The 24,994-nt window shown below is 37.1% G+C and carries 26 protein-coding genes and 1 tRNA gene; 5 read left to right on the top strand and 22 right to left on the bottom strand.

The features are described from left to right. Window positions 1-52 precede the first annotated feature (52 nt). Entirely contained in the window at window positions 53-1,108 is a 1,056-nt protein-coding gene (gene selD / locus ABE41_RS10515; protein ID WP_083207763.1) for a selenide, water dikinase SelD, read from the top strand. Window positions 1,109-1,134: 26 nt separating this feature from the next. Here selD and phnC read toward each other — a convergent pair whose 3' ends face one another. Genes phnC through selB form a run of 5 tightly spaced genes read right to left on the bottom strand, consistent with a single transcriptional unit; the run spans window position 1,135 to window position 6,460 of the window. After that, window positions 1,135-1,872 carry a phosphonate ABC transporter ATP-binding protein gene (gene phnC, locus ABE41_RS10510; RefSeq protein ID WP_066289803.1) on the bottom strand — a complete coding sequence of 246 codons (738 nt, stop codon included), beginning with the start codon at window positions 1,870-1,872 and terminating at the stop codon, window positions 1,135-1,137. An 8-nt stretch (window positions 1,873-1,880) separates the two neighbouring features. Beyond that, window positions 1,881-2,639 (bottom strand): phosphonate ABC transporter, permease protein PhnE, encoded by a 759-nt coding sequence (gene phnE / locus ABE41_RS10505; protein WP_066289802.1) that lies wholly within the window; start codon window positions 2,637-2,639, stop codon window positions 1,881-1,883. A 9-nt stretch (window positions 2,640-2,648) separates the two neighbouring features. Further along, window positions 2,649-3,542, bottom strand: coding sequence for a phosphate/phosphite/phosphonate ABC transporter substrate-binding protein (gene phnD / locus ABE41_RS10500; RefSeq protein WP_066289799.1), 894 nt, complete (start codon window positions 3,540-3,542; stop codon window positions 2,649-2,651). Continuing rightward, a complete protein-coding gene (locus tag ABE41_RS10495) occupies window positions 3,539-4,567 on the bottom strand; it encodes a glycosyltransferase family 4 protein (protein WP_083207762.1) in 1,029 nt (342 codons plus the stop codon). The genes phnD and ABE41_RS10495 overlap by 4 nt, the downstream gene beginning before the upstream one ends. 3 nt (window positions 4,568-4,570) lie before the next feature. After that, entirely contained in the window at window positions 4,571-6,460 is a 1,890-nt protein-coding gene (gene selB / locus ABE41_RS10490) for a selenocysteine-specific translation elongation factor (RefSeq protein WP_066289797.1), read from the bottom strand. An 850-nt stretch (window positions 6,461-7,310) separates the two neighbouring features. On the opposite strand from selB, the gene ABE41_RS21045 reads away from it, so the two are divergent. Next, window positions 7,311-7,407, top strand: a tRNA-Sec gene (locus ABE41_RS21045). 26 nt (window positions 7,408-7,433) lie between these two features. Further along, complete coding sequence (locus tag ABE41_RS10485; RefSeq protein WP_083207761.1) at window positions 7,434-7,859, top strand: DUF2621 domain-containing protein; 426 nt, start codon at window positions 7,434-7,436, stop codon at window positions 7,857-7,859. A gap of 35 nt (window positions 7,860-7,894) precedes the next feature. Here ABE41_RS10485 and ABE41_RS10480 read toward each other — a convergent pair whose 3' ends face one another. From ABE41_RS10480 to yneA, 14 genes are all read right to left on the bottom strand, one after another. Further along, a complete protein-coding gene (locus tag ABE41_RS10480) occupies window positions 7,895-8,359 on the bottom strand; it encodes a CcdC family protein (RefSeq protein ID WP_083207760.1) in 465 nt (154 codons plus the stop codon). Window positions 8,360-8,361: 2 nt separating this feature from the next. After that, window positions 8,362-8,817, bottom strand: a complete 456-nt coding sequence (locus ABE41_RS10475) for a Na(+)/H(+) antiporter subunit B (RefSeq protein ID WP_066289795.1) — start codon at window positions 8,815-8,817, stop codon at window positions 8,362-8,364. Window positions 8,818-8,844: 27 nt separating this feature from the next. Next, complete coding sequence (locus ABE41_RS10470; protein WP_066289794.1) at window positions 8,845-9,555, bottom strand: cytochrome c biogenesis CcdA family protein; 711 nt, start codon at window positions 9,553-9,555, stop codon at window positions 8,845-8,847. A gap of 104 nt (window positions 9,556-9,659) precedes the next feature. Beyond that, window positions 9,660-10,508 (bottom strand): M15 family metallopeptidase, encoded by an 849-nt coding sequence (locus tag ABE41_RS20665; protein WP_253805470.1) that lies wholly within the window; start codon window positions 10,506-10,508, stop codon window positions 9,660-9,662. A gap of 300 nt (window positions 10,509-10,808) precedes the next feature. Continuing rightward, a complete protein-coding gene (locus ABE41_RS10460; protein WP_437435463.1) occupies window positions 10,809-12,620 on the bottom strand; it encodes an ABC transporter ATP-binding protein in 1,812 nt (603 codons plus the stop codon). Further along, complete coding sequence (locus tag ABE41_RS10455; RefSeq protein WP_066289789.1) at window positions 12,617-14,368, bottom strand: ABC transporter transmembrane domain-containing protein; 1,752 nt, start codon at window positions 14,366-14,368, stop codon at window positions 12,617-12,619. The genes ABE41_RS10460 and ABE41_RS10455 overlap by 4 nt, the downstream gene beginning before the upstream one ends. A gap of 115 nt (window positions 14,369-14,483) precedes the next feature. Beyond that, window positions 14,484-15,527: a tRNA 2-selenouridine(34) synthase MnmH gene (gene mnmH, locus ABE41_RS10450; protein ID WP_066289787.1), complete on the bottom strand. Its 1,044-nt coding sequence runs from the start codon at window positions 15,525-15,527 to the stop codon at window positions 14,484-14,486. A 77-nt stretch (window positions 15,528-15,604) separates the two neighbouring features. Next, window positions 15,605-15,823 (bottom strand): YneF family protein, encoded by a 219-nt coding sequence (locus ABE41_RS10445; protein ID WP_066241071.1) that lies wholly within the window; start codon window positions 15,821-15,823, stop codon window positions 15,605-15,607. A gap of 78 nt (window positions 15,824-15,901) precedes the next feature. Beyond that, window positions 15,902-16,342 carry a sporulation inhibitor of replication protein SirA gene (sirA, locus tag ABE41_RS10440; protein ID WP_066289785.1) on the bottom strand — a complete coding sequence of 147 codons (441 nt, stop codon included), beginning with the start codon at window positions 16,340-16,342 and terminating at the stop codon, window positions 15,902-15,904. Between the two features lie 150 nt (window positions 16,343-16,492). Then, window positions 16,493-18,487, bottom strand: coding sequence for a transketolase (gene tkt / locus ABE41_RS10435; protein WP_066289784.1), 1,995 nt, complete (start codon window positions 18,485-18,487; stop codon window positions 16,493-16,495). 185 nt (window positions 18,488-18,672) lie between these two features. Further along, window positions 18,673-18,957: a HesB/YadR/YfhF family protein gene (locus ABE41_RS10430; RefSeq protein WP_066289782.1), complete on the bottom strand. Its 285-nt coding sequence runs from the start codon at window positions 18,955-18,957 to the stop codon at window positions 18,673-18,675. Window positions 18,958-19,062: 105 nt separating this feature from the next. Further along, window positions 19,063-19,302, bottom strand: coding sequence for a DUF896 domain-containing protein (locus ABE41_RS10425; protein ID WP_066289779.1), 240 nt, complete (start codon window positions 19,300-19,302; stop codon window positions 19,063-19,065). 59 nt (window positions 19,303-19,361) lie between these two features. Further along, window positions 19,362-20,006 carry a YneB family resolvase-like protein gene (locus ABE41_RS10420; RefSeq protein ID WP_066289776.1) on the bottom strand — a complete coding sequence of 215 codons (645 nt, stop codon included), beginning with the start codon at window positions 20,004-20,006 and terminating at the stop codon, window positions 19,362-19,364. 17 nt (window positions 20,007-20,023) lie between these two features. Then, window positions 20,024-20,290 carry a cell division suppressor protein YneA gene (gene yneA / locus ABE41_RS10415; protein ID WP_066289773.1) on the bottom strand — a complete coding sequence of 89 codons (267 nt, stop codon included), beginning with the start codon at window positions 20,288-20,290 and terminating at the stop codon, window positions 20,024-20,026. 159 nt (window positions 20,291-20,449) lie between these two features. Between yneA and lexA the strand changes: the two genes are divergently transcribed. Further along, the gene (gene lexA, locus ABE41_RS10410) at window positions 20,450-21,064 is read left to right on the top strand and encodes a transcriptional repressor LexA (RefSeq protein WP_066289770.1); all 615 of its coding nucleotides are present in this window, start codon (window positions 20,450-20,452) and stop codon (window positions 21,062-21,064) included. Window positions 21,065-21,506: 442 nt separating this feature from the next. Here lexA and istB read toward each other — a convergent pair whose 3' ends face one another. The 3 genes from istB to ABE41_RS10395 all read right to left on the bottom strand — a co-directional run bounded on the left by istB (window position 21,507) and on the right by ABE41_RS10395 (window position 23,736). Beyond that, window positions 21,507-22,262: an IS21-like element helper ATPase IstB gene (gene istB, locus ABE41_RS10405; RefSeq protein ID WP_066289767.1), complete on the bottom strand. Its 756-nt coding sequence runs from the start codon at window positions 22,260-22,262 to the stop codon at window positions 21,507-21,509. Beyond that, window positions 22,259-23,461 (bottom strand): IS21 family transposase, encoded by a 1,203-nt coding sequence (istA, locus tag ABE41_RS10400; RefSeq protein ID WP_066289766.1) that lies wholly within the window; start codon window positions 23,459-23,461, stop codon window positions 22,259-22,261. Before istA ends, istB begins: the two co-directional genes overlap by 4 nt. An 83-nt stretch (window positions 23,462-23,544) precedes the next feature. Then, entirely contained in the window at window positions 23,545-23,736 is a 192-nt protein-coding gene (locus ABE41_RS10395) for a hypothetical protein (protein WP_066289763.1), read from the bottom strand. 703 nt (window positions 23,737-24,439) lie between these two features. On the opposite strand from ABE41_RS10395, the gene ABE41_RS10385 reads away from it, so the two are divergent. Continuing rightward, window positions 24,440-24,946, top strand: coding sequence for a hypothetical protein (locus tag ABE41_RS10385; RefSeq protein ID WP_066289759.1), 507 nt, complete (start codon window positions 24,440-24,442; stop codon window positions 24,944-24,946). Window positions 24,947-24,994: the final 48 nt, after the last annotated feature.

The following is a 24,994-nucleotide window of genomic DNA, read 5'->3' as shown; positions in this document are numbered from 1 at the left end:
GCCAATAAACAAAAAAATTGTTTATACTACCTATAGGAGGTGCGTTATACAAATGACGAGCAAAGACAAAGTAAAGCTTACCCATCTGTCATCAAAAGGTGGCTGAGGATGCAAGATTGGTCCTGAAGACCTGGCGCAAGTTTTGCGTCATTTACCAGAAAGAGAATATGACCCTAACCTTTTAGTAGGTCTTGATACATCCGACGATGCCGGAGTTTATAAATTAACAGATGAACTTGCTATGATACAAACTGTTGATTTCTTCACCCCGATCGTTGACGACCCGTATATGTTTGGTCAGATTGCTGCTGCAAATTCTTTAAGCGATGTCTACGCGATGGGCGGACGTCCCACTACCGTGATGAATATCGTAGGTTTCCCGATAGCGGTATTAGGTCACGATGTATTAGCAGAAATTCTTAAAGGTGCTGCAGACAAAGTAAAAGAGTCTGGTGCAGTCCTTGTAGGCGGACATTCCATAGACGATGCTGAGCCTAAATTTGGTCTATCTGTAACCGGACTCGTACACCCTTCTAAGGTTTTCAAAAATGTTGGTGCAAGGCCAGGTGATGCACTTGTTTTAACGAAGCCGATTGGTGTAGGAATCCAGACAACCGCTATTAAAAAAGACAAACTTACATCTGAACAGCTTCAGCTTGTGACTGAAACGATGGCAGAATTAAATAAAACAGCTGCCGAATGTTTAGAAGGCCTTTCACCTCATGCTGTAACAGATGTTACTGGATTCGGCCTGCTCGGTCATGCCACCGAAATGGCTAAAGGCACCGGAGGCATTTCAATACACATCAATTTTGAAGACGTACCTTTACTTCCTGGCACAATAGAACTCGCTCAAGAAGGGGTCGTCCCTGGCGGATCAAAAGCAAACCATCGCTGGATTCAAGAAGACGTGAAGTATGATGATCATCTCGAGGTATGGCAGCAGCATATACTATGCGATGCCGTAACTTCCGGGGGACTATTAGTGAGCATGCCTAAAGATGAAGCAGATGAGTATATCAAACGTCTTCATGCAAAAGGCAGAAAGAATGCAAGTATTGTTGGAAAAGTTACAGAACTAACTGAAAAGCCGATTATTGCTAAATAAAAAAACTCCGGATTTCCGGAGTTTTTTTACTGGTTATATGTCTCAGCATAGAGTTTTTCGTCAAATTTTTCTGGGGCGCCATCGAAAATGAGCCTTCCTTTTTTCAATGCAATAATTCTTGTCGCGAATTTTTTTGCAAGGCCAACATCATGAACATTGATAATGGATACTAAGTTTCGCTTTATATGTGTTTCTTTTAAAAGATGAAAAATTCTCTCAGCAGTACCGGGATCTAAACTTGCAACAGGTTCGTCTCCTAGGAATACATTAGGATTTTGAATAAGAGCCCTCGCTATTGCTACCCTTTGCTTTTGTCCCCCGCTCAGATTCTCTACTCTTCTGGTTGGCTCCACTGTTAATTCAACTTGATCAATTGCTTCTAAAGCAGACATTCTTTCATTAGAATTAAATAACCCCAGTAGATTTTCATAGGATTTTTTATAGCCAAACAACCCTGTTAAGATATTTTGAACAACACTCATTCTTGGAATCAAGTTAAAATGCTGAAAAATCATTCCCGTCTTGCGTCGAATCTCTAAATTCTCTTTAGGAGTCATTTCTGACAGCGATTTATCATTCCATTTTACCGTTCCTTCTGATACCGGCTGAAGTCCATTAATGCAGCGAATAAACGTAGATTTCCCTGCACCGCTCTTGCCTAATACACAAACGAACTCCCCTTGGTTAAAATGGATGCTCAAATTTTTCAAGGCTGGTTCTGCTGCACCAGGATATAAAACTGAAACATTTTCGAATTTAATCATCTTACCACCTAAATAACCTTTTCCCGTATTTTTCCGCCAATGTAATCTACTAAAATAACCATGATCATTATTAACAGAACATCTACAGACACTAGCTGATATTGAAATGTTTTAAAATGAATAAAAAGCTGCTGCCCGATTCCGCCTCCGCCTATCAGACCTAATATAAGGGATGTCCGGATAGCAACTTCGAATCGGTAAAAAAACTGAGACAGAACATTTGGCCAGATTTGAGGCAGGATGGCAAATAAATTACCGATCCAGCGTTTAGCCCCTACAGCAGACATCGCTTCCATCGGACCTTTATCAGCCGCTTCAATCAGCTCTGAGATGAGCTTTCCTAGCACTCCGATGTTATGCAGTACAATCGCGATTACGGCCGGAAAGGGACCGAGTCCTAATGTGGTTAATAATATCAAGCCAAATACAAACTCTGGAACAGAACGTAAAAAACTTAGATAAAAGCGGGTTGCCGCAAAAATAATACGATGCCCGCTCGTATTTCGTGCTGCAAAAAAGCTTAATGGAAGTGCAATGATCAATCCGAATAAACTCCCCAAAAATGCGATTGATATCGTCAAAACACTTTCTGTAAATAAGTAAGGAAGACTTTCTGTGTTCATTGGAAACCATTTTGAAAGAAAGTCTCCCATATTTTCAAAGTCCCGAAACTTAGAAAGGTCGAACTCTGTCAATCTCATACTATAAGCTGCGAGAACTGCAATGATGAGAAAGACAAAGAATTGTCTCTTTTTAAACCAAACCATTGTTCCCCTCTATTCTTGGATCATACCTTCTTTTATAGCCGCCTTGCGGATACTTTCATAATCTTTGTTCTCCGCTTTCGTAAAACCGGTGGCTCCGAATGCATCAAGGATCTCTTTGTCTTTAATACTTAAGAAAATATCTTGCAGCTGTTTCATTGTTTCCTTGTCTGTATTTTTTGCAACGGCCCAAGGATATTGAAACAGTTTTTCAGACTTCCAAATCACCTTAAACTGTTTGCCATCAACTGTTCCTTCTTCCACAAGCTTGTCATAGATGGCACTATCGATCGCCCCGACATCAACTTGTTTGTTTTGGACGGCAAGTGCAGTAGCATCATGTGATCCAGTGAATCTTACATTTTTAAAATCATTCTCAGCTTCACTCTTATAAACACCTTCATCTTTAAGCTTGATACCCGGAATTAATGAACCAGATGTTGAAGAAGGGTCACCAAAAGCAAATCTTACATTTTTGACATCTTTAATCATATCGTCAATATTTTCATATTTACTGTCTTTATGAGTAATTAAGTAAGAATAATAAAATGGTTCTCCTTTTATCAGCTGTGTTACGATCGCTTTTGCTCCGCTTTCCTCCTGCGCAACAACATATGTAAGAGGCCCGAAATATGCCATATCAATCTTCTCATAATTCATTGCTTCTACTACTCCATTGTAGTCAGGGTAAGAAGTGATCTTTACTTCACGATCCATTTTTTCGCTCAAAATATTCTGAAGCTTATCAAGCGCTCCCTTCATTTCACCTTCTGTTTGAGCAGGAATAACTCCTATTGTGAACACTCCATCTTTATTGCCTGCATCTTTATCTTTATTTTCTTCCTTTGTACCGCATGCAGATACTAACAGTGCTAGAATTACAAACAACAAACCTAATTTTTTCATTTATTTCTCTCCTTTATTGTTTCATACAAAGTGACGTATGATTTGATTTCCTTATCCATAGTGTGGTTCTCTGTTACTGTCTGATACCCGTTTTGGATCACTTTTTGTGCAAAAGCTTTATCTGATACTAGTTGTTTCAAAGAATCATACAGTCCTTTTACGTCACGAAATATCATGCCGTTTTTTTTGTGCTGAATAATACTTGTATTTCCTGTGTTATCTCTAGCTATAACAGGTTTATGTTCGATCATTGCCTCCAGCAAAGAAGTTGGCTGTCCTTCTGAAATAGATGTATTTATAACAATGTCAGCCCACTGGTAAACTTCTTTCATCTTAGCCAAATCTATTTCAGGCAGATAATGAAGCCATTCATATTTTACGCAGGCATTTCTAACTTCTTCATATACCGCTTCATCCAGGTTTGCTCCTAATATCAAAAACACAATTTGCGGATATTCAGCTTTTAATTTTACTAAAGCAGGAATTGCATAGAGCACATCTTTGATACTCCGCAAACCGGCAGGCAGTAAAATTCTTGGATTGCCTTCAGGCAGAATTAGCTTTTCCTCATCCGCTTTTTCAGGTAAATAGACACTTTGCGGTATCACATGTATGACCTCATTTGAAAATCCATGATTATTTACGAGTGATTCTTTTGCCTTTTCAGTAAATACTGTAACTGCCTTTGCTTTATGTAAAAGAGGCGCATAGATTTTTTCATCCTCTTTTAACGAATGGTTAATATCTGTTCCGCCGGAAGTGATCATGTAAGGTTTATTCAATTCAATTTGATGTTTTTGTGACCATTTTAAAAAACGGGCAAATTGCAATATATGAAAAACATCTGCATTTTCCATTTGATCACGAACCTCTTGTGTGAGATCTTCTTCTTCATACGCATACACGAAAACAGAAACATTCTCTTTTTTTAAACCGTGCTGAATTCTTCTCGCTGTCGTTGAATTCCCGCGATTTTGATGAAAATACGGGGTGAAAAACATTACTTTTAATGCACTATCTTTCAATCCTTACACCCATTTCCTTAAGTTAGCATCTCTCACAGTATACCCTTTTGAATCCATACATTCCAAAATCGGAATCAAAAACTTTCTAGAAGTATTGAGAACATTTTTTGCCTCTTGAACAGTAAAACTTTGCTCTGTCTGGCTTTTTAACAGATCGACTGCAGAATCGAATGTATCCTTCCCAATTAATACATCGTCAAACAAAACAAGTGCTTTACCATGATTAATTAAAAAATACTTAAAATCCGAATAAAGATTTTCTGGCAATTGATGTGCTTGATAGATTGACAGCAAATCATCAGGTTCAAACTGCTTTTCTTCTAGGATATTTGCAACTTGGGACATGCGTTTTTCCCATTTATTCGGGAAGTGCGGTTTAAATGCCGGCAAATGAACAAATTGGTCAGTTATTCTAATAGTAGATAACTGTATTAATTTCTCAATATAACCACTGCTTACTTTCTGGTGAAGCTTGCCTTTTAACGATTGTACAACCTCTGCCTTTGGAATACCTTGCCTTAAAGGATATTCTTCGTGAAACACAGTTAATTTTTGAATAAGATCAGTTTCTGCTAGTTTCATTGTTGCTTCATCATTATAATAGCCACTCATATAAAAAACTGCCTTTAACTCTATAAGTTCTTGTAAAACCTTATCTAATACAGGTTCTTCAATACCAGTAAGTTTCACTAATTCTCCTGTTGTCAAAGATCCTTTTTTCTGAAGTGTTTGTATAACTCTTTCACTAGGTGTTCCCTCGAATTTATCCTGAAGCATTCGAATCGTACCAATCCCAAATTTATAAGCAGCTCCGTTTGAATCAATTACTTCTCCGCCTCCAATTGTTTCTTCAGGAGAAGGCCGGCGAATAATAAAACGGTCGCCTCGCTTCGTTACGATTGGTTCGTCTAAACGCACTTGGCAAAAAACATAATCTGCAGAGTTTTCAAGTTCCTTTCTATCAAAGAATATGAGTTTCCCCATTACTTCAGCTGTTCCTGTATAAAACTTAATTTGTGTTCGTTGCTTTAATTTCCCAGCCCATTCTTTACCCGTTGTTAAAACAAGATCAACTGTATCTGTCACTGAAAAAACACCTGGTGTCAGTAAGACATGACCTCTTTTCCAATCCAGCTTCGAGCCTCCAGAAAGATTTATCGCGGCTCTTTGACCTGCTCTTGCATTCTGTACATTCTCTTTGTGAACCTGCAGTTTTCTTACTTTAACTTTTTCGTCTCCTGGCTGAATCTCCAGCTCATCACCTTCATGAACCTCACCTTCGTACACTGTACCTCTTACAACAGTCCCTTGTCCTTTCACCGTAAAAATATGGTCGATCGGTAAGCGGAAAGGTCCGGACGCAGATCTCGTTTCTGTATCCTCCAAATAACTAGCAATTGATTTTTTTAAATCATCAATACCATTCATAGAAAGACTATCAACGAAATGAACGGGAAACGATTGAAAGACAGAATCATTAGTAAGCTCAGAGATCTCATCTTCTATTAGGAGTTTCATTTCATCATCAATTAAATCGGACTTTGTAACAACAATCATTCCCTTTTGTATATCAAGAAATGAAAGAATCTCAAAATGTTCTCTCGTTTGGGGCATGACACCCTCATCAGCAGCTATGACCAACAATACCAAGTCGATTCCAGCAACTCCCGCAATCATCTGGCGAATTAATTTTTCATGACCAGGCACATCTACAATTGATGTATGAATGCTGTCCGTTAAAGGAAAGGGTGCAAAACCTGGTTCTATAGTGATTTTCCGTGCTTTCTCTTCTTTCAAAGTATCTGTATCAACACCGCTCAATGCTTTAGTAAGGGTTGTTTTTCCATGGTCGATATGTCCAGCCATGCCGATTGTATAATAGTTTATTGTCATCGTTTAAACCACCTATATTTACATACTCTTTTACACTTTATGAAAACAGATGTAAAAACACAAGATTTATAACTTAGTTTATATTCATATTATCATTTCGCATTGGTCAAACAAAATTATTTCCCGCGCTCTTTATGCATAGATGTATAAATATTCACCGCTGGATACACACAGGTTATCCACAATTAAAGTTATTCACAGTTGTCCACAGGAGGAACTGTTATAGTGTGAATTTCAGGCTGTTATATAAGGTGAACTGTTATAGTCGAGATCACCAAACTGTATCAGTGGTGAGTGTGGTTATAATAGCAGGCTGTTTTCGTATACATTGATGCTTTTGATAGAGGTTAATTTCCGCTTCAGGACTCCCTTTCCGCAGGGTGTGCGGTGAGCCCATTCGCCGCTTTGCGTCATTGAATGGTCTCACCAGTCTAGCTGCAGCGGCTAGCCCCTCGAGGTCAAAAGTTAAATGGTCATGAAGGCAAAGAGCGCCTTCTTAGCCCATTCACCTTTTGCTTGTCGGGGCTGTACGAGCCGCTTCCGCTTTTCAAAAGTCCCACTCATCCTGCTGGAGTCTCGCCCTTCCGCTTCAATTAACTATTCATATGAAGAAGTTCTTAAAAACTCTCTGTAGCAACAATCTTTTAGAAAAGATTCTAATACTAAGAAAAATTAATAGAAGATCATCTTTACCTTCTATCTAATTTCTCCTCTTAAAAAATCGAAACTCGCCTCCCCCACCTTCGATTTTTTTGAATGTAAAAACAATGTACTTGGATTTTAAATTTCAATAGTCTATACTAGTCTTTGTGAATAAATGAAATCTCTCGTTTATATCAACGCATATCTTGGGGCCAGATGTGTAGCTGGTGCTTGCCTGGGTCTTCAAAACCTTTTGGGAGGCGCGTGCCGTCTCCGGTGGGTTCGATTCCCACATGGTCCCGCCAAATAAAATACATATGAGGTGGACGCATTGTCTGGATGGTTCATCACCTTTATCGTTCTATGGTCCGTTTTTTTATTTTCGATGTTTGCCATTGGCGGTTATTTCATGTTCCGGAAGTTTTTAAAGCGCCTTCCGAAAGAAGATGGTAAATCCATATTGGATTGGCAGGAACATTATATTAACGAAACGATCCACTTATGGAACGAGGATCAAAAGAAACTGTTAAATGAATTAGTAGCTCCAGTCCCTGAACTCTTTCGCGATGTCGCAAAAGAAAAGATCGCAGGCAAGATCGGTGAACTCGCAATTGCTGAAAAAGCTAGTTCGATGACAGAGGATTTAATCATACGAGGCTATATTATTGCTACGCCAAAACGGGATCATAAATGGCTGATTAAAACACTAAAGAAGAAAAATATTGATATTAAACCTTATCAATCCCTGCTCGCATAAAAACCCCTGAATCCAAATAAGATTCAGGGGTTTTTCTATAAAGCGATCTCGTTCTTCTTTTTCATGAATAAAAATAGCATGGCTAACCGCCAAGGCAATATCATACCAAAGGCTACAATGAAAAATAATGAGCTGGTTTCAAAGATTGATATGGAAGAACCAATATACCATTTTAGTCCTAATCTTATGGCAAACAGTCCGATAATAATAAAAATAAAAGCTTTAGACCTGACGAGATATACGTGATCTCCTTTTATTTCAAACTTGCTTGTCATGATCAGGAAGATGGAAAACATAATTCCTACTAAAAAGGCCTCCCCTGCTTCGATCCAAGTGATTCGAAAAGCAGGGAATACAAATTGAAGAAAGCCTGTGCTCATAGCTAACGGAGGAATTATTATTTTTCTAGATGTTACAGGTTCTCTCGTTTCCCTCATTCTGAAATTAAAAATAATAACTGCCATTATGATGGCAAAACAAGTACTTGCTATAAAAAACACGGTCAGTTACCTTCCTCTTCCACTTTTTCAATTTTGTCTTCTGCAATGGAAAGGATGATCGTCATCGTTACTCCGATAACTGTTAGATAAACACCAAGATCAAACAGCATTGCAGTAGCAAGTTCTGTTTTCCCTAACAGCGGCAAATAAAAATAACCAAAGGAATGACTCAAAAACGGTACTCCTAAAACAAAAGATCCCGCACCTGTTAAAATTGCCGTCAGCAATCCTGCAGCAATCATATAGGTAAAATTGATCGGTAAGATTCTATGTACCGGCTGAAGTCCATATGAGATGTAAAGAAGCAAAAACGCTCCCGCTCCCATCAGACCTCCGATAAAACCTCCTCCAGGCGCATTATGACCTGAAAATAACATATTTACAGAGAAGGCTAAAATAACAAACACAATAATATTTGTTGTTGTTTTTAAGATAAGATCATTTGAGCGTGATGACATGTTGCAATTCCCCTTCCTATGTTACTCTTAAAAACCTTGAAATCCTCCAAAAACACGGTTGATTAAAAACGAAGTCAATTGGGTCATCCAGTTAAAATAAAGCAGGACCCCCATTATTACCATCAGGCTTCCGCCTATTTTCATAAATTGACGATTAAATTTTTTTATTGATTTTAGTTTGTCCAAAAAGAAACTTAAAACAAAAAATGGAACAGCAAATCCTAAAACATAAGCAATCATATAAGTTAATGAAGCAGCAGGATTTGATACTCCGAGTGCTATAACACCTGCAAGGATCGGCCCCATACAAGGTGTCCAGCCTGCAGCAAAACCGATTCCTATTAAAACCGAACCTAAATAACCCGTTGGTCTTGACTGGAACTTCATCTTTTTATCCTTCATCAAAAATTCAGGTGAGATGAACCCCATAACTACCAAACCAAAAAAGACAATTATGATGGCCCCGATCTGTCTTAATAATGATTGATACTCAACAAATATTTCTCCGATTATCGTTGTAGACAAACCAAGCACGATAAATATAATGGAAAACCCCAATAAGAAAAATGCTGTATGTAATAGCGCTCTTTTTCTGAGCATGGCTTGTTCTTCTTTCAGTTCCTGAACCGATATTCCAGTGATATAAGATAAAAATGCTGGATATAACGGCAAGCAGCATGGTGAAATAAAAGACAGCAGCCCGGCTGCGAAAGCGAGCCAAATATTTAGATCGGTCATAAGCAGAAGCTCCTTTATACATTCTCTCTCTATCTTAAAGAAAATAGCCGTTTTGTTCAATCATTAAGAAAGACAGCCCTCAAACAGGCTGTCTTATAATATACTTATGGCTTTTCCAAATATTCTTCTAACGTTATTCCGCTTTCATGAATTTCTTTAGCATGTTCTTTTCCTACATATCTTAGGTGCCAAGGCTCATACTGATATCCCGTTATATCTTCTTTGCCTTTAAGGTATCTAATGATGAATCCATATTTGTAAGCATTTTCCGCAATCCACTTTCCTTCTTTTGTTTCACCAAATTCTTCAACGAGTTGGTAGTTTACTTGTGGTGAAGTCACATCCAGCGAAAGGCCAGTCTGGTGTTCGCTTTGTCCCGGCTGGGCACTTGTTTGATTGGCTTTCTCCTCGCCAAACTGATCTGCATTGTAAGCAAAGATCGAAACCTGTGTATCGTAAGAGCGGTATCCTGACTGAGCAAGGAGTTCTAACCCTTGTTCCTCAGCGGCTTTAAATAAATCTTCAACTGACGATGCAGCTTCTTTTCTTAATTTCTTTTTAGGCAGATCCTCTTTAAAAGGAAAAGGAACATCAGGTATAACCAGATCAGCTGGTTCATAGTCTTCTGGAAGATTTCTCTCTTTATTCGCAACTATAAGCATATCATTTAAGTTTTGAACAATCGCTTTCCCATCACCTGAAACAGTAACCGTTTCATTTAGCCAAGGAAGATCTGCTTGCTGATCCTGTTCTCCAGTTTCATCTGTTTCAGATGGCGTTTCATCTTTCGGCTCGTCATGCTGTTGTTTATTATCGTTTTGTTTTTCAGCTTTTTCATCTTTTGAATCATTAAATGCCGAGTTCCATTGTTGTTCTGCCCAATCTACAGGTTTACAAGCAGAGAGGACTAACACGCTTCCGATAAGCACTGATGTTATTACATATTTCTTCAAAGCACTCTCATCCTTTAGTTCAGTTTGTATGTATGCTATCTTATCATAGGATAATTTGCAAATAAGTCAATGACATAATAAATATATTCATATATTCGAAAAATTTCAGACAAAAAAAGAGGTTGACTCAAAAATAAAAATTTTAAGTCACCCTCTTTTTTATTTGGCTGTTTTAGTAACATTGTTGCTATTAGAAGATGTTGATTTCCGCTCCAGGAAATCCGCTATTTATTTTTTATTTGTAAAATAAAAAATTTGGGCTGCCAAAAGTAAAGTATATTTTACTTTTGGTACAGCCCCTTAACTGACTTCCTCTATTGAATCTGTACCATGCTGCAGCAAAAACATCTTATGATATAATCCTCGCTGCATTAAAAGCTCTTGATGTGTTCCTCTTTCAACAATTTCTCCTTTATGAAGAACTAAGATTAACTCAGCATCCTGAATCGTTGATAACCTGTGCGCAATTGCGATCGTCGTTCTTCCGCTTCTCATTTTATGAAGGGCTAGCTGTATCTCTTCTTCAGTCTCAGTATCTATGTTAGCTGTTGCTTCATCTAAAATCAGGATTCTAGGAGAAAAAGCCATGGTTCTCGCAAATGAAATAAGCTGTCTTTGCCCGCTCGAAAATGCAGCTCCTCTTTCACCCAGGATCGTGTTATATTCTTGGGGCAACTTTTCAATAAAGCTTGAAGCTTGAACAAATTGTGCCGCTTCTTTAACATCTTCATCAGTGATTTCTTTGTTATATAATCGAATATTTTGAGCGATATCTCCCACGAACAAAAATGGATCCTGAAGTACAAGACCTACTTTTTTTCGGAGTTCATCATTTTCGAAATGTGATAAAGGAATATCATCGATCAATATTTCACCTTTCTCCACATCGTAAAAACGCATAAGCAAATTAATAATGGAGCTTTTGCCGCTGCCGGTATGGCCTACTAATGCAACTGTTTCTCCTGGGTTAGCAGTGAAAGATATATTTTTAAGCACTTCTTGTTCACCATCATATGAAAACGTAACATCTTTAAATTCAATTTTCCCATTGCCTATAACAGGATCTAATTGTACTTTGTCTCTTTTTACTGGTGCGAGTTCAGTTTCGTCCATTACTGTAAACACTCTTCCCGCTGAAACGACTGCTTGCTGAAAGATCGAAAGACGCATCATCATCATGTTTACAGGTTCAAAAAAACGATCCAAATAATTAATAAAAGCATAGATTACACCGATTTCAACTGCTGAATTAAACGACTTAATTCCAAAAAAAGATAAGATCATTAGTAGAGCCAGCATATAGATTAGGTCTACAGCAGGTCTTAAAAGCAAGCCATTATATTTTATATTTTTCATCTGAGCATCATTATGTTCATTGTTAACTTTGGCAAACTCTTCTCTCAGCCTTTTTTGCTGATTAAAGACTTGAACGATAGACATCCCTTGCAGTGACTCATTCAATTTAGCATTTAACTGGCTGAGCTTTTCTCTCATTTCATAAAAAGATTTCGAACTATACTTTCTGTACAGCCACATGATATAAATAATAAACGGCAATATTCCTAAACAAAAAACCGCAAGTTTCACATTTAGATAAAACATAAACCCAAAAATACCGAATAGAAAAACGATATTCTGAACAAATGTGGACAGAACACTTACATATAGATCCTTAACTGCCTCAGTGTCATTCGTAATTCGGGAAACAAGACTTCCAACCGGTGTGCGGTCAAAGAATTTCAAACCTAATGAATGTACTTTTGAGAATACTTGAATCCTTAAAGTTTGAATGATGTCTAAAGCTACTGACTGGAACAAGACAAATTGAATGTAATTTACGATTGCAGACAGCACAATTAGACCAATATAGCTGCACCCAAGAATAATAAGTGCTTTTTGATCGAAAATTCGAGGTGTTAAATAATCATCAATAAACGTTTTGACTAATATCGGTGCTGTAAGTTCAGATGCAGTTGCAGCCAATAGGAGAAGAAAGGCAATCGATAGACGTTTTTTATGCATTTTTGTATAAGACATGAGACGTTTAAAAACTGTCCATTGATTCATACGATTCAATTCTTCATTAGAGTGTACATTGCCGTCTCCACTCATCTGTTCCCACCTCCTTGTGCGATCAGCGTTTCAAGAGCTTGCCTTTCGTAAGTTTCCTTATACCAGCCCTCTTCACATAATAAGTACTGATGTGTACCCCTTTGAATAATGGTGCCGTTATCCATAACGATAATCAAGTCACAATGAGCAATTGAAGACAATCTGTGAGCGGTAATAATAGTTGTTTTGTTTTTTCTTTTTCCTTTTAAGTTCTGGAGGATTTCTTCCTCAGTTTTTGCATCAACAGCAGATAAAGAATCATCCAAAATTAAAATTTCAGGGTCAGTTACTAGAGACCTTGCTATAGATATCCGTTGCTTTTGCCCTCCTGATAACGTTACACCCCTTTCACCAACTACTGTTTCATATCCATATGTAAATTGTGCAATATCTTTATGAATGGAAGATGTATTTGCAGCATCTTTTATGTCCGCAAAAGGAGCATCTATATTTCCAAAAGCAATGTTTTCTGCGATGGTAGCAGAGAATAGAAAATGGTCTTGAGGTACATAACCAATCGCAGATCGTAAAGTATGCAGCCGGTAATCACAGATATCCTCTCCATCAAGTGAAATATCACCTCTCATGATGTGATATTCACGGAGCAGCAACCTGCAAAGTGTTGTTTTCCCGCTACCTGTTTTGCCGACGATGCCCATTGACTGCCCGCTTTCTAAAGTAAAACTGACGTCTTTTAAGACAGGAGTTTTATTCAGATAACTAAATTCCTTAAGGTGATATTCAATATTACCTTTCGGCAGAATAGATATTGTCCCCTCATCATTAATCTCCTCATTAACTGCCAGTAACGTTTCTATCCGATCATATGATGCTCTTCCTCTTTCCACGATATTAAACAGCCAGCCAAATGCAAGCATTGGCCAGATTAATAGTCCCAGGTAACTGGTGAACGACACAAGTTCCCCTATTGACAGTTCACCCTGAATGACCAAGGATGACCCATAGCTCACTGCTAGAAAGAATGAAAAACCGATAATAAGTGAAATTGTAGGATCAAACAATGAATCTATTCGAGCAACTGCCATATTCTTTCTAACAGCATCCTTCGATAGTTCTGTAAAGCTGTTAATATCATCTTTTTCCTGTCCGAATGCTTTTATTACACGTGTTCCCGATATGCTTTCCTGCACTTTATCGTTAAGTGATGAAAATGCTTCCTGTGCGCTGTGAAATCGTTTGTGAAGCATGGTTCCATATTTATTCGTCGCCCATGCCATTACAGGCAAAGGAAGCAAACTTACAAGCGTAAGCTTCCAGCTAATCGTCGAGGCCATCGCAATCAGTGTAAATCCACCCATCATCAATGAATCTACTAAGGTCAGAACACCATCTCCTGCCGTTTGCTGAATCGCTTGAAGGTCATTTGTCGAGTGAGCCATAAGATCTCCCACACGGCGCTTTTGATAAAATTCCTGAGACTTTTTTGTGAAGTGCTCATAAAGTCTGTTTCTTAGCAGCATAGCAAGTTTAACAGCAGCCCCAAAAATTAATATTCTCCAAATATACCTTAGAACATATATCCCCACAGCAATTGCAATAAGCAATCCTCCATATTGCCATAACAATACATCCGTTAAAGTACCTTCCTTAATGTGATCGACGGTTAGACCGACAATTTTAGGCGGCACTAGCAGCCCAAGTGAAACAAACGCAAGCATAATGATACCACCAAGATATCGAAGCTTCTCTTGTTTGAAATACCACATTAATTGCATAAAAACTTTCATATCTGTCCCCCCATATATGCAACTAAAACAAGTATAGTTTACCAATATATGAAAATTCCGAAAAGAAAAAATTTCATAAAAATAAGACCACCTTTAAAGCGGTCTTTAAAATGAGTTAAAGAATTTTGTTAATTTCGTTCTTAATTTCGTTGTAAAGGTAATCAAAGGAATCCCCACACACTTTGATACATTGACTTTCATATTTTTGTTCGGCAAACTCATACTTTGGATCATAATAATTTTCAAGTAAGAAAGAAACGACTTTTTCATAATCTTGTTGTGTGAGTGCTTCTTCGATCTCCGTCATAATAGGAAACGGAATTCTTTTAGAGAGTTTCAGGACTGCTTCTTCGATTTCTTCCCTATGAAACAGCGGATCATATACATCACAAATATATTTTACTCGCATTCCAAAAGGCATATCAATATGGATTCGGGTGCCTGAATACTTTCCTTCTAGCAAGAATTCGGGAACTACAACCCTTCCAATTCTTTTACTTTCAGATTCAATAATTAAAACAGGAGAGTCTTTTAGTGCCTTTAAACGCTCAAACAATCTTGATTCAAATTTTTTCTGTGAAGCTGGATCTTCTCCAATTCTTCCAAAAATTGACCCTTTATGACTAGCCATTCCCTCTAAATTTATAACCGGATAGCCTTCATCCTGCAGCTTCTCCAAAAATTTAGTTTTCATAGTCCCAGTATAGCCTTCAATAACTATGATTTTTTTCGGATTTTGAGCATACTCCTCAAGCATTTTTTCAATTTGCTTCCTATAAGAACGTATCCCGCCATCCAGCTGTAAACAATCTATACCCAAGATAGACATTGTTTGAGCAATACTTTTAGAACGCATTCCGCCTCTCGCACAATAGATCACAACCTGCTTATCTGGATTATTGACCATTTCGTTCTTAATCTTTTTTAACAATTCCGGAAGTTTCGGAGCTGCAATCTCCAGTCCGCGTTCAATCGCTTGTTCTTTGCTAATTTGCTTATAAATCGTTCCAATCTCTGCTCTTTCATCATTTGAAAAAATACTTAAGCATTTTGCACCAGGGATATGATATTCTTCATATTCTTTTGGAGATCTGACATCAAAAAGCAGATGTGAATCAGAATCTATTTCATTTATCTGGATCGTTTGTATATCGTTCATAATCATCATCCTTTTTTGACGCTTTAAGCAATTAGAACGAAAACAAGCACCCGATATTACTCAGGGTGCTTGTACACTTACTTCATCTGCTTGTTCATAGCCTGCATCATTTGATTGATTTTCTTTTGAGAAGGCTTTTGACCCATCTGCATCATCATCACACGCAACATATTTTCATTAATCGGTGGATTTTTTTGTAAATAACTCATCATATACTTGCGGGCAATAAAAAATCCGATCGCAACTCCTGCAATCAGCGAAAGTGCACACACAAGGATTATCATACCAGTACCCATTGTTAAAACTTCCTCCTTCATGTTGTCTAGAACTAGTTTACTACAAGTTATAGGTTACATACAACATTTGAAAGTTAATTAAGTGGCATACACCATATTCAATTTAAATGGTGACAGCCATCCATATTTTCTTTCACCATAATCCATCGCTAAGAAGTATGACTCAAATTGCCTTAATGCTTCAAAGACAATCGTTTCCGCTTCAAAATTTCCAATGCTGTATAAATGAAGATAACGATCGTTCAATTCTATTCTAACTTTGCTGCTCTTACATGGAAGTGTATATGATTGACCTTCACACCGCCAATCATATTTATCACTTAATTGCAGCCAAAAATGTTCCTCAAGCTGCGAAACGGAAATGGATGACGTTATGTAACCGATCTGTTTATTTAATATTTGCTTAGGAATTCCTGATGATCGCTGTTCTTCATAAAATAATTGAAAAAGCTTATTTTCTTTTCCATAGTAGGAATGAGCAACTTCTTTTGTTATTAAATATATAAAAAATTCTCTCATGAAAAAGCCCCTCTCCAACGTCTTTGCTGAAAGTATATACAAAAAATGGAGAAAAGCTTGTCTAAAAAACAGAGCGAATAACAACTTCTTTTGTCGGAAAACAAAGAAAAGAAGGTTTTCGATAGAAAACCTTCTTTCTTAAAATGACTATTATTTATTTAGCATTTCTTTAACACGTTTTACTACATTTTCTGGTGTAAAGCCATATTCCTTTTGAATAACTTCTCCAGGTGCAGAAGCTCCAAAAGTATCAATAGCTAATGTTTCTCCTTCAAGTCCAACATATTTATGCCATCCTAATGAAGCACCCATTTCAATTGCTAAGCGTTTCGTAATATGCTTTGGAAGCACTGATTCTTTATAATCTGAATCCTGCTTATCAAAACTTTCCCATGAAGGCATGGAAACAACAGAAGCTGAGATACCTTCATTTTTCAAAAGTTCTTGTGCTTCTACCGCCAAACTTACCTCTGAACCAGCAGAGAGAAGAAGTACTTCCGCCTCTGATTCAGATGCCGATACTACATAAGCGCCGCGTTTTACACCTTCATAAGCCTTTTCTTTTGTATTTTTCAATATAGGTAAATCCTGACGGCTTAAAACAAGTGCTGTCGGCTGATCTTTACTTTCAATTGCAATCTTCCATGCTGCATTTGACTCGTAACCGTCAGCAGGACGAATTAAGTTAAGGTTAGGAAGTGCACGCAATGAAGCAAGCTGTTCAACAGGTTCATGAGTAGGTCCGTCCTCTCCAACCATTACACTGTCATGTGTTAATACATAAGTCACAGGAAGCCCCATTAATGCAGACAGGCGGATTGCTGGACGAACGTAATCAGAGAAAACAAAAAATGTTCCACCGTATACTTTAAGACCGCCATGGAGTGCCATTCCGTTTAATGCCGCTCCCATTGCGAACTCACGAACACCAAACCAGATGTTGCGGCCGCTGTAATCGTTTCGGCTAAAGTTTACTTCGCCTTCTAGAAGTGTTTTGTTTGAACCAGCTAAATCCGCGGAGCCTCCAAAGATTGATGGAACGTTTTTAGCAAGTACATTTAACGCTTTTCCTGCAGAAGAACGAGTAGCAATCGCCTTATCAAATTCAGGCATATTTTGATCCCAGTTCTCTGGGAGTTTTCCTTTAATAGCTTCTTGAAGTTCTTGAGCTAATTCAGGATAAGCTTCTTCATATGACTTGAATTGCTTATTCCATTCATCTTCTTTTGACTGACCTACAGACTTTAACTTTTCAAAATGTGATTTAACTTCTTCAGGAACGTGGAAATCATTTTCAAATGTCCACTTGTACGCTTCTTTTGTTAACAGGATTTCGTCTTTCCCTAGTGGTGCACCATGTGAAGCAGATTTACCAGACTTATTCGGTGAACCGTGTCCGATTACTGTTTTAACTTCAATAAGTGTCGGCTTGTTTAACTCTTCACGAGCTTCTGCTATAGCCTTTTCGATTTCTTCCAAGTTAGTTCCATCTTCTACAAAAAGAACTTGCCAGCCGTATGCTTCAAATCTTTGCTGTACATTCTCTGAGAATGAATGATGCAGATCACCATCTAAAGAAATGTCATTGGAATCATAAAGCACAATCATTCTTCCTAATTTAAGGTGACCAGCTAATGAAGCAGCTTCTCCAGATACACCTTCCATTAAGTCCCCATCACCACAGATGGAATACGTATAATGATCTATCACTTCGTGTCCATCACGGTTATATTTTGCAGCCAGGTGACGTTCTGCCATAGCCATTCCAACTGCCATAGCAATTCCTTGTCCAAGCGGGCCAGTAGTTGCTTCTACACCGACTGTATGACCGTATTCAGGATGTCCAGGAGTTTTGCTACCCCACTGTCTGAATTGCTGTAAATCTTCGATCGTTAATCCATAACCGCTTAAATGCAGCAAGCTATACAATAGCATTGATCCATGACCCGCGGATAAAACAAAGCGGTCACGGTTAAACCATTCTGGATTAGATGGATTATGGTTCATATATTTCGCCCAAAGGCTATATGCCATTGGCGCTGCACCCATCGGCATCCCCGGATGGCCGGAATTCGCCTTTTCTATGCTGTCAATTGATAGTGTTCTGATCGTATTAATTGCTAATTCATCAATATTATGTGACAAAAAAATCATCCCTTCATATGTACTAAACAGTTTTGAATTACATAATAAACCTTCATGTCCAATTAGACAAGGTAAACACTTTATAAACTACTGTTATTTTACCATTACCCTCTCCAGTTCATACAAAAACCGCCTGAAACTATTGCAACGAATACGTTGTTATAGTACAGGCGGTTTAATTTATATTAAGCTAAACCGGGAATCTGACAAGAGAAATAATCCGTTTTTTCGTCATAATCAAGCTTCATATCTTCAGCAAACCAGCTTTCTTCTGATTTAACAAAAAATCTTAATCCTTCAACTTCCTGAATGTAGTCATTTTCATCTGGGACTGCAGGAGTTACACCAAGTGAAAAGCCGCCCGAATCCCCGCTTCCCGCATACTTCACAAAAAAACGCAAACCCTCTTTTGCTCCTAATTCGATATCTTTATAAAGATTAGCAGCTGCACTCGTGATTGAAAAAGTCAAAATATTCTCCCCTTTCAAAGTTGTTATATAACAGTATATACTAATAAATATTTAATGCAACAGAAAAAAATGCCTATTTGCATTCTTGCAAATAGGCATTAAGTATTAGTGTTTAAGGTTATTTTTATTGTCTTTGCTTCTTTTTAGTTTTTCAGGTGTTACATCATTTCCGTTTGGATCTACAAATGTAACGCCATGCAAGTCTTGAACAAAGGATTTTCTAAACACTTTGAGATATTCTTCTCTCAGTTTCTTTTGTTCAACCTTTTCTTCTTTTGATAATTCTGTTTGCTTGGATTTTCTGGATAGTTCATTTATTCTTTGCATTTTATCTTTAGATAACATCTATAAAACTCCTTTTACAATCTCTTTCTCTCAATCTTACATGAGTAGAAAAGGAATTTCTAGTTATCCGTATTTTGCATATATTCTCTGTATCTTCGATGAACAGTGGCTTTTGAAATGTTATAACCTAGCCCCCTGAGTGTGGCAGCAATATCATGAAAAGTAAGCTTCATTTCTTTTAGCCGGACTATTTCGTGTATAGGTACTTCTTTCTTTTCACGGCCTCCATAAGTTTTGTTCTTCAGATTTTTCTGAGGTTTATAGCCATCTTTTACCGCTTTTTTCATACCTCTTTTGATTTTCATATTATGGAGCTTTCGCTGATATTCCTCAACTGTTGAGACAATATCCAGAACCATTTCATCTGCTTCAGTTAAAGTGTATTCTCCGTTATGTGATAATGTAAATACTTTTATATTGTATTTAATTAATTGATGGAGAATTGCCATCTTAGCCTTGCCTCTTCCTAAACGAGTATCATCCTGAACAAGGAGATACTGAAACTCACCATCCCTTGCCATATCCAATACACTCAATAGCTCGTTACGTTCCAGTGAGTAGCCGCTAGCCTTTTCTGATATACAATTAATTACTTCTAGATTAAATTGATCTGCCAGTTTCGACAGCTCTGCTTTTTGTCTTTCGATTGATGTGGTTTGTTCATCTTTTTCTGTACTGACTCTGCAATAAATGATAGCTTTCATAGATTAAGACCTGCTTTTTATTTATTAACCGGGATTATTACTTTCTGGCCTGGAAATACAGCCGCCGCGTTTACACTGTTCTTTTGTTCTACCCATTTGATGAATTCCCAGTTGGAATAATGATGTTTAGCATTATATTCTTCAGAAAGACTCCATAATGACTCCCCTTCTTCAATTGTAACTTCTATATATTGTTTATCCTGTGATGCAAGATTTGATAATGTAAAAAAGATTCCCCCTACTAAACCTAAAAATACAATAACATGCAACGTCCCTTGTTTCATTTTTATTCCCCTTTCAACAAACGTTTGTTCGTATTTATTATCTTTATAATAACTGGAACGTTTGTTCGGTGTCAACACATTTTTCGAACTTATGTTTGTATCTGCAAGAATGCCATGCTATACTTTTTATAGATAAAAAATCTGGTGAGGTGCTTAAAAATGACTAAGTTATCCAGACGGCAATTGGATATTCTGGCTTTTATAAAAGAAGAAGTATCGCAAAAAGGCTATCCGCCTTCCGTTAGAGAAATTGGTGAAGCCGTTGGACTTGCTTCGAGTTCTACTGTTCATGGACATTTAGCAAGACTTGAGAAAAAGGGGCTAATACGCAGGGATCCAACTAAGCCAAGAGCAATCGAGGTATTAGGTTTAGAAGATAATATTCCTTCTGTCAGATCTGTATCGATTCCGGTAATCGGTAAAGTAACTGCAGGGCTTCCTATAAGCGCTGTTGAAAATGTTGAAGAATATTTCCCTCTTCCCGAACATGTTGTTGGAGACGAAAATGTCTTTATGCTTTCCGTTGTTGGAGACAGTATGATCGAAGCGGGAATTTTTAATAAAGACTTAGTTGTTGTAAAACAGCAGCCAACAGCAAATAATGGAGATATTATCGTTGCAATGACTGACGAAGATGAAGCAACTGTAAAACGATTCTTTAAAGAAAAGAATCATATCAGGCTTCAGCCAGAGAACTCTTCTATGGAGCCTATTATTCTGCAGAGCTGTACAATCTTAGGTAAAGTAATAGGTGTTTACAGAAGCATTCATTAATTCATCTAAGTATTTAAGCAAGCTATTTTTTATAAATGGCTTGTTTTTTTGTACCCTCAAATTCATCGGATATTAACAACACTAATATTAACCGAGGTAATTACTAATTTTTTTCTTCAGCTTTCCATTTACGAAAAAGATAAAATACATAACCATTGATTGAAAATATTACGGGATACATAGCAATAGACCATTCTATTCGCCACCCATGGTAATAGAACAAACTTGTGTAAAGGGATCCATATCATAGAGAGTAGAAAAAACTGTCCAAAATAATATATATTTTACTTTTCTGCGAAAGCTTAAACCGAAAGGAAAAAAGTTTATAAATACAAGTTTAAAAGCAGGAAATAAAAGTAATAAAACCAAGATGTACTCTGTATGTCAAGGCCGGCTATAACTTCCCCAAAATGTCCGGTTTAAAAATCCCCAGAAGGAGTTCTTACGAACCCTTCTGTTTTTCGTTCTGTAACTTCTTTTCTTTCATCCGATAACTTTCTCCATTTAAGTTGTATATGCGTGAGTGATGTAAAAGTCGATCTAACATGGCAGTCGCAATAACTGGATCCCCGATGATATCCCCCCATTCACCAAATGATTTGTTGGATGTAAGAATAATTGACCCTCTTTCGTAACGCCGTGCAATCACTTGGAACAAGTAATGAGCACTGTGGTTATCAAGTTTCATATAGCCCATCTCGTCTATGATGAGTAGGCTTGGTTTTACAAAAGATCGAAGTTTCTTTTCTAGCTTTTGATCAAGGTCTGCTTTCCTTAATTGCGATACAAGATCATGAGCTGAAATAAAATATGTTTTATATCCATGAGAGATGGCTTGCAGTCCGATGGAAACAGCTAGATGTGTTTTTCCAATTCCGGGTGGGCCTAAGAAGATAGGATTCTCATGGTTCTTTAAGAAGGACAAGGTCATTAATTCCTTTACTCGCCGTTCATCAATAGAGGGCTGAACCGTAAAATCAAATTCATCTAGTGTCTTTCGGAACGGAAGTTTCGAAAGCTTAATAAGTGTTTTGGTCGTTCTTTGATGTCTTTCAATGACTTCTGCTTCTAAAAGGCTGAAGAGAAACGAAGAATATGGTACATTATTTTTAGCTGCTTGATCGGCAATCGCTGACCATTGTTCAGCGATAACAGACAAGTTTAGCTTTCGGCAATACTCATTCATGTTTTCGTTCATGATTCACCTCTCACGAGGTCGTCATAAACGGTGAGAGAACGAGTGTTTACCGGTATTGTGGGAACAGAATGCGGGGCGGCAACCACGGCACTCTGTTTCTTTTTTATTTGGTCTGCTAAAGAAATAACAGATGCAGATGTTTGTATGGCCGTAATTTCTTCACCTTGATAATAGAAACACATCACTCCAGATAGCGATTCTTTCACTAGAATTTCTTTTATTGCAAATTCTTTTGGAAGCAGCCATTTATGACCTTTATAAGACAAAGTACTATCAAAATGTGTTTTCCGATAAACACGATAACTTGTATCATAATCAAGCTTTTGTAGAGAACCCAGCTTTTCTTCAGACCATCGCTCCTGTGGTGAAATCCCTGTGGTATCATTCTTTTTACGATTGCCAATCCGGTCTAGCCAACGTTCTACCTGACAATTTAAATCTTCAATGGAATCAAAAGTGGTTCCGACATAAAAATTGTTCGTTATATACTGAATGGCTCGTTCCACTTTTCCTTTCGTTTTAGCCCGGTAGGGCCTACAAGCTTTTGGAATAAAATCGTAGTAAGCTGCGAACTCGGCAAACCTAGCATTCCATTTCACAAGTCCTTGGTCTCGTCCATCAGTTACTGTGCGCATATTATCAAACAGCACCTTCTGAGGAACACCGCCGAAATATTTAAAGCTATTAATCAAGCACTGTAGAACATGTTCTTGATCTTGTGATATCGTAAACTCCGCATATTTCATTCTGGAATAGCCTAGTGTTGCGACAAACATAGACAGCTTAATTCTTTCACCACCGAGAATGATTTCCCCGATCTCTTTCCAGTCCACTTGCATTTGTTCACCTGGTAACGTTTCATAACGTACCGAATACTTTTTTCTCTCCTTATCTCGAAAGGGTTTTATGTAGTCCTTCAAAATGGTCTTTCCACCGGTATATCCCAACTGTCTGATTTCGTCTAATAAACGTTCACCATTATATACACCATCCTCCAACATTCTTTGATGAAGATATTCTTTATAAGGATCCAGTTTGCTTTTTAACTTTTTGCGGTTTTGCTTCGAAGGAGCTGCAGAGGCGTTTACATACTTCCTCACTGTTCCACGATCAAGTTCTAGTTCTCTAGCAATTGATGAAATAGACATTCCTCTTTTAAACATATCTTTAATCATAAAAAAATCCCCTCTGGTAATCATGAACCATAGCTCCTCTCAAACCTATGGTTCTATTTTAGATGGGGATTTTTATTCCGGCTATATTGGTGATTTTAACATCGGCTTTAACACTCTGTATCAACATCAACACTGAAATATCCATAAAGGTCATATTTAAAATCCAAATAACAATCTACCAGTTGCTGAAAAGCCATTGAAAAAAATACAGAAAAAAAAGCTTCTGATTTCGTAATGTGTTTTGGCATGAAATATATAATTATTAAAAGAATGGTAATAGTAGAGATTAGCAGCCACATAAAAAATCTCCCTTGATAAACAGGTTACCTTTACCAAACTAAATTATTCATTAGTTTTTAAACAAAAAATTTGTTAATGCAAAAAAGACGAGACAATTAATTAATATCTCGTCTTTTTCAAGTATTTACATAGGGATCATACATAGAAATGTTACTTTTTAATAATTGCCCTTTTTTTGTACAAGATAATTGTTATGTAGTGGATTTAGTATCTTGGTAGAGGGGCTTCTTTTATGACTTTACTCTTTTATATTGTATTGAATATATTTTTTTTAGTTTTTTTTATTAAGAAAAAGAAAAATTTGCATATCCTTGAAATTTTACTTTACTGGCTCGCTGCATCATATTTTTTTCAAAACTATTCAGCTCTTTGCTATATGAATTTTAAAACTTTAATAATTCCCGATAAACTATCGTACGAATTATCTCATTTTATTAATCGTATTATTCTTTATCCTTTGCTTATGGTAAGTTTTCTTCATTTCCATCTAAATTCGAGCACAAAAATTAAAAAAATTTTATTGCTATTAAGCTATATTCTACTTTTAACAGGGTTGGAATGGCTAGAAGATTTTTTTGGTGTACTAAACCATGTTAATTGGCAGATATGGTGGTCATTTTCTTTTTGGGTGCTATCACTGTGTGTTTTATTAGGATTAAAATATGCCTTTCGCAAGGTACTATATAAAGGAAGAATAAAATTATGAATGTTAACTTTGATTGGAATGAATGGTTTTTCATTATCACTACTTCCGTAATCTTTTCGTTATTTTTACTCGTTCGAAATTATTTCCCGGCTGTTATTGTTATCATCATTTGGGTATATAATATCGTTTATGTATCAACAATAGACTACTTCCTACTGGCAACTCCCTTCAAACTTTATTATTTTTCAGATAATCGAACTTATGAACTTTCTGGTGCACTCTTCCATTTGCTCATGTATCCATGTGCATCATTACTTTTTTTATTTGGCTATGACAAGTGGAGATTTTATGGAAAAAAAACGGTATTGTATATTCTTTTTTGGACTGGTTTTTCAATATTTTTTGAATGGATCTGTGTAAAAAATCATGCATTAACTTATACTGGATGGAAGTTATATTATTCTATTCCCACCTATCCATTATCTGCAATATTATTAATTCGACTTTTTCATTTTACTAAAAGTAAACTACATGAAATTTCAAAAAATAAAATAATGGAATGAGCAAGTATTAAGGTAAATAAAAAAATCGGCATGAAAAGAGATCCTCTA

This window comes from Fictibacillus arsenicus (assembly GCF_001642935.1).
GTDB lineage: Bacteria > Bacillota > Bacilli > Bacillales > Fictibacillaceae > Fictibacillus > Fictibacillus arsenicus_B.
Note: the sequence above shows the minus strand (reverse complement) of the source record. Positions and strands in the feature narration are given on the sequence as shown.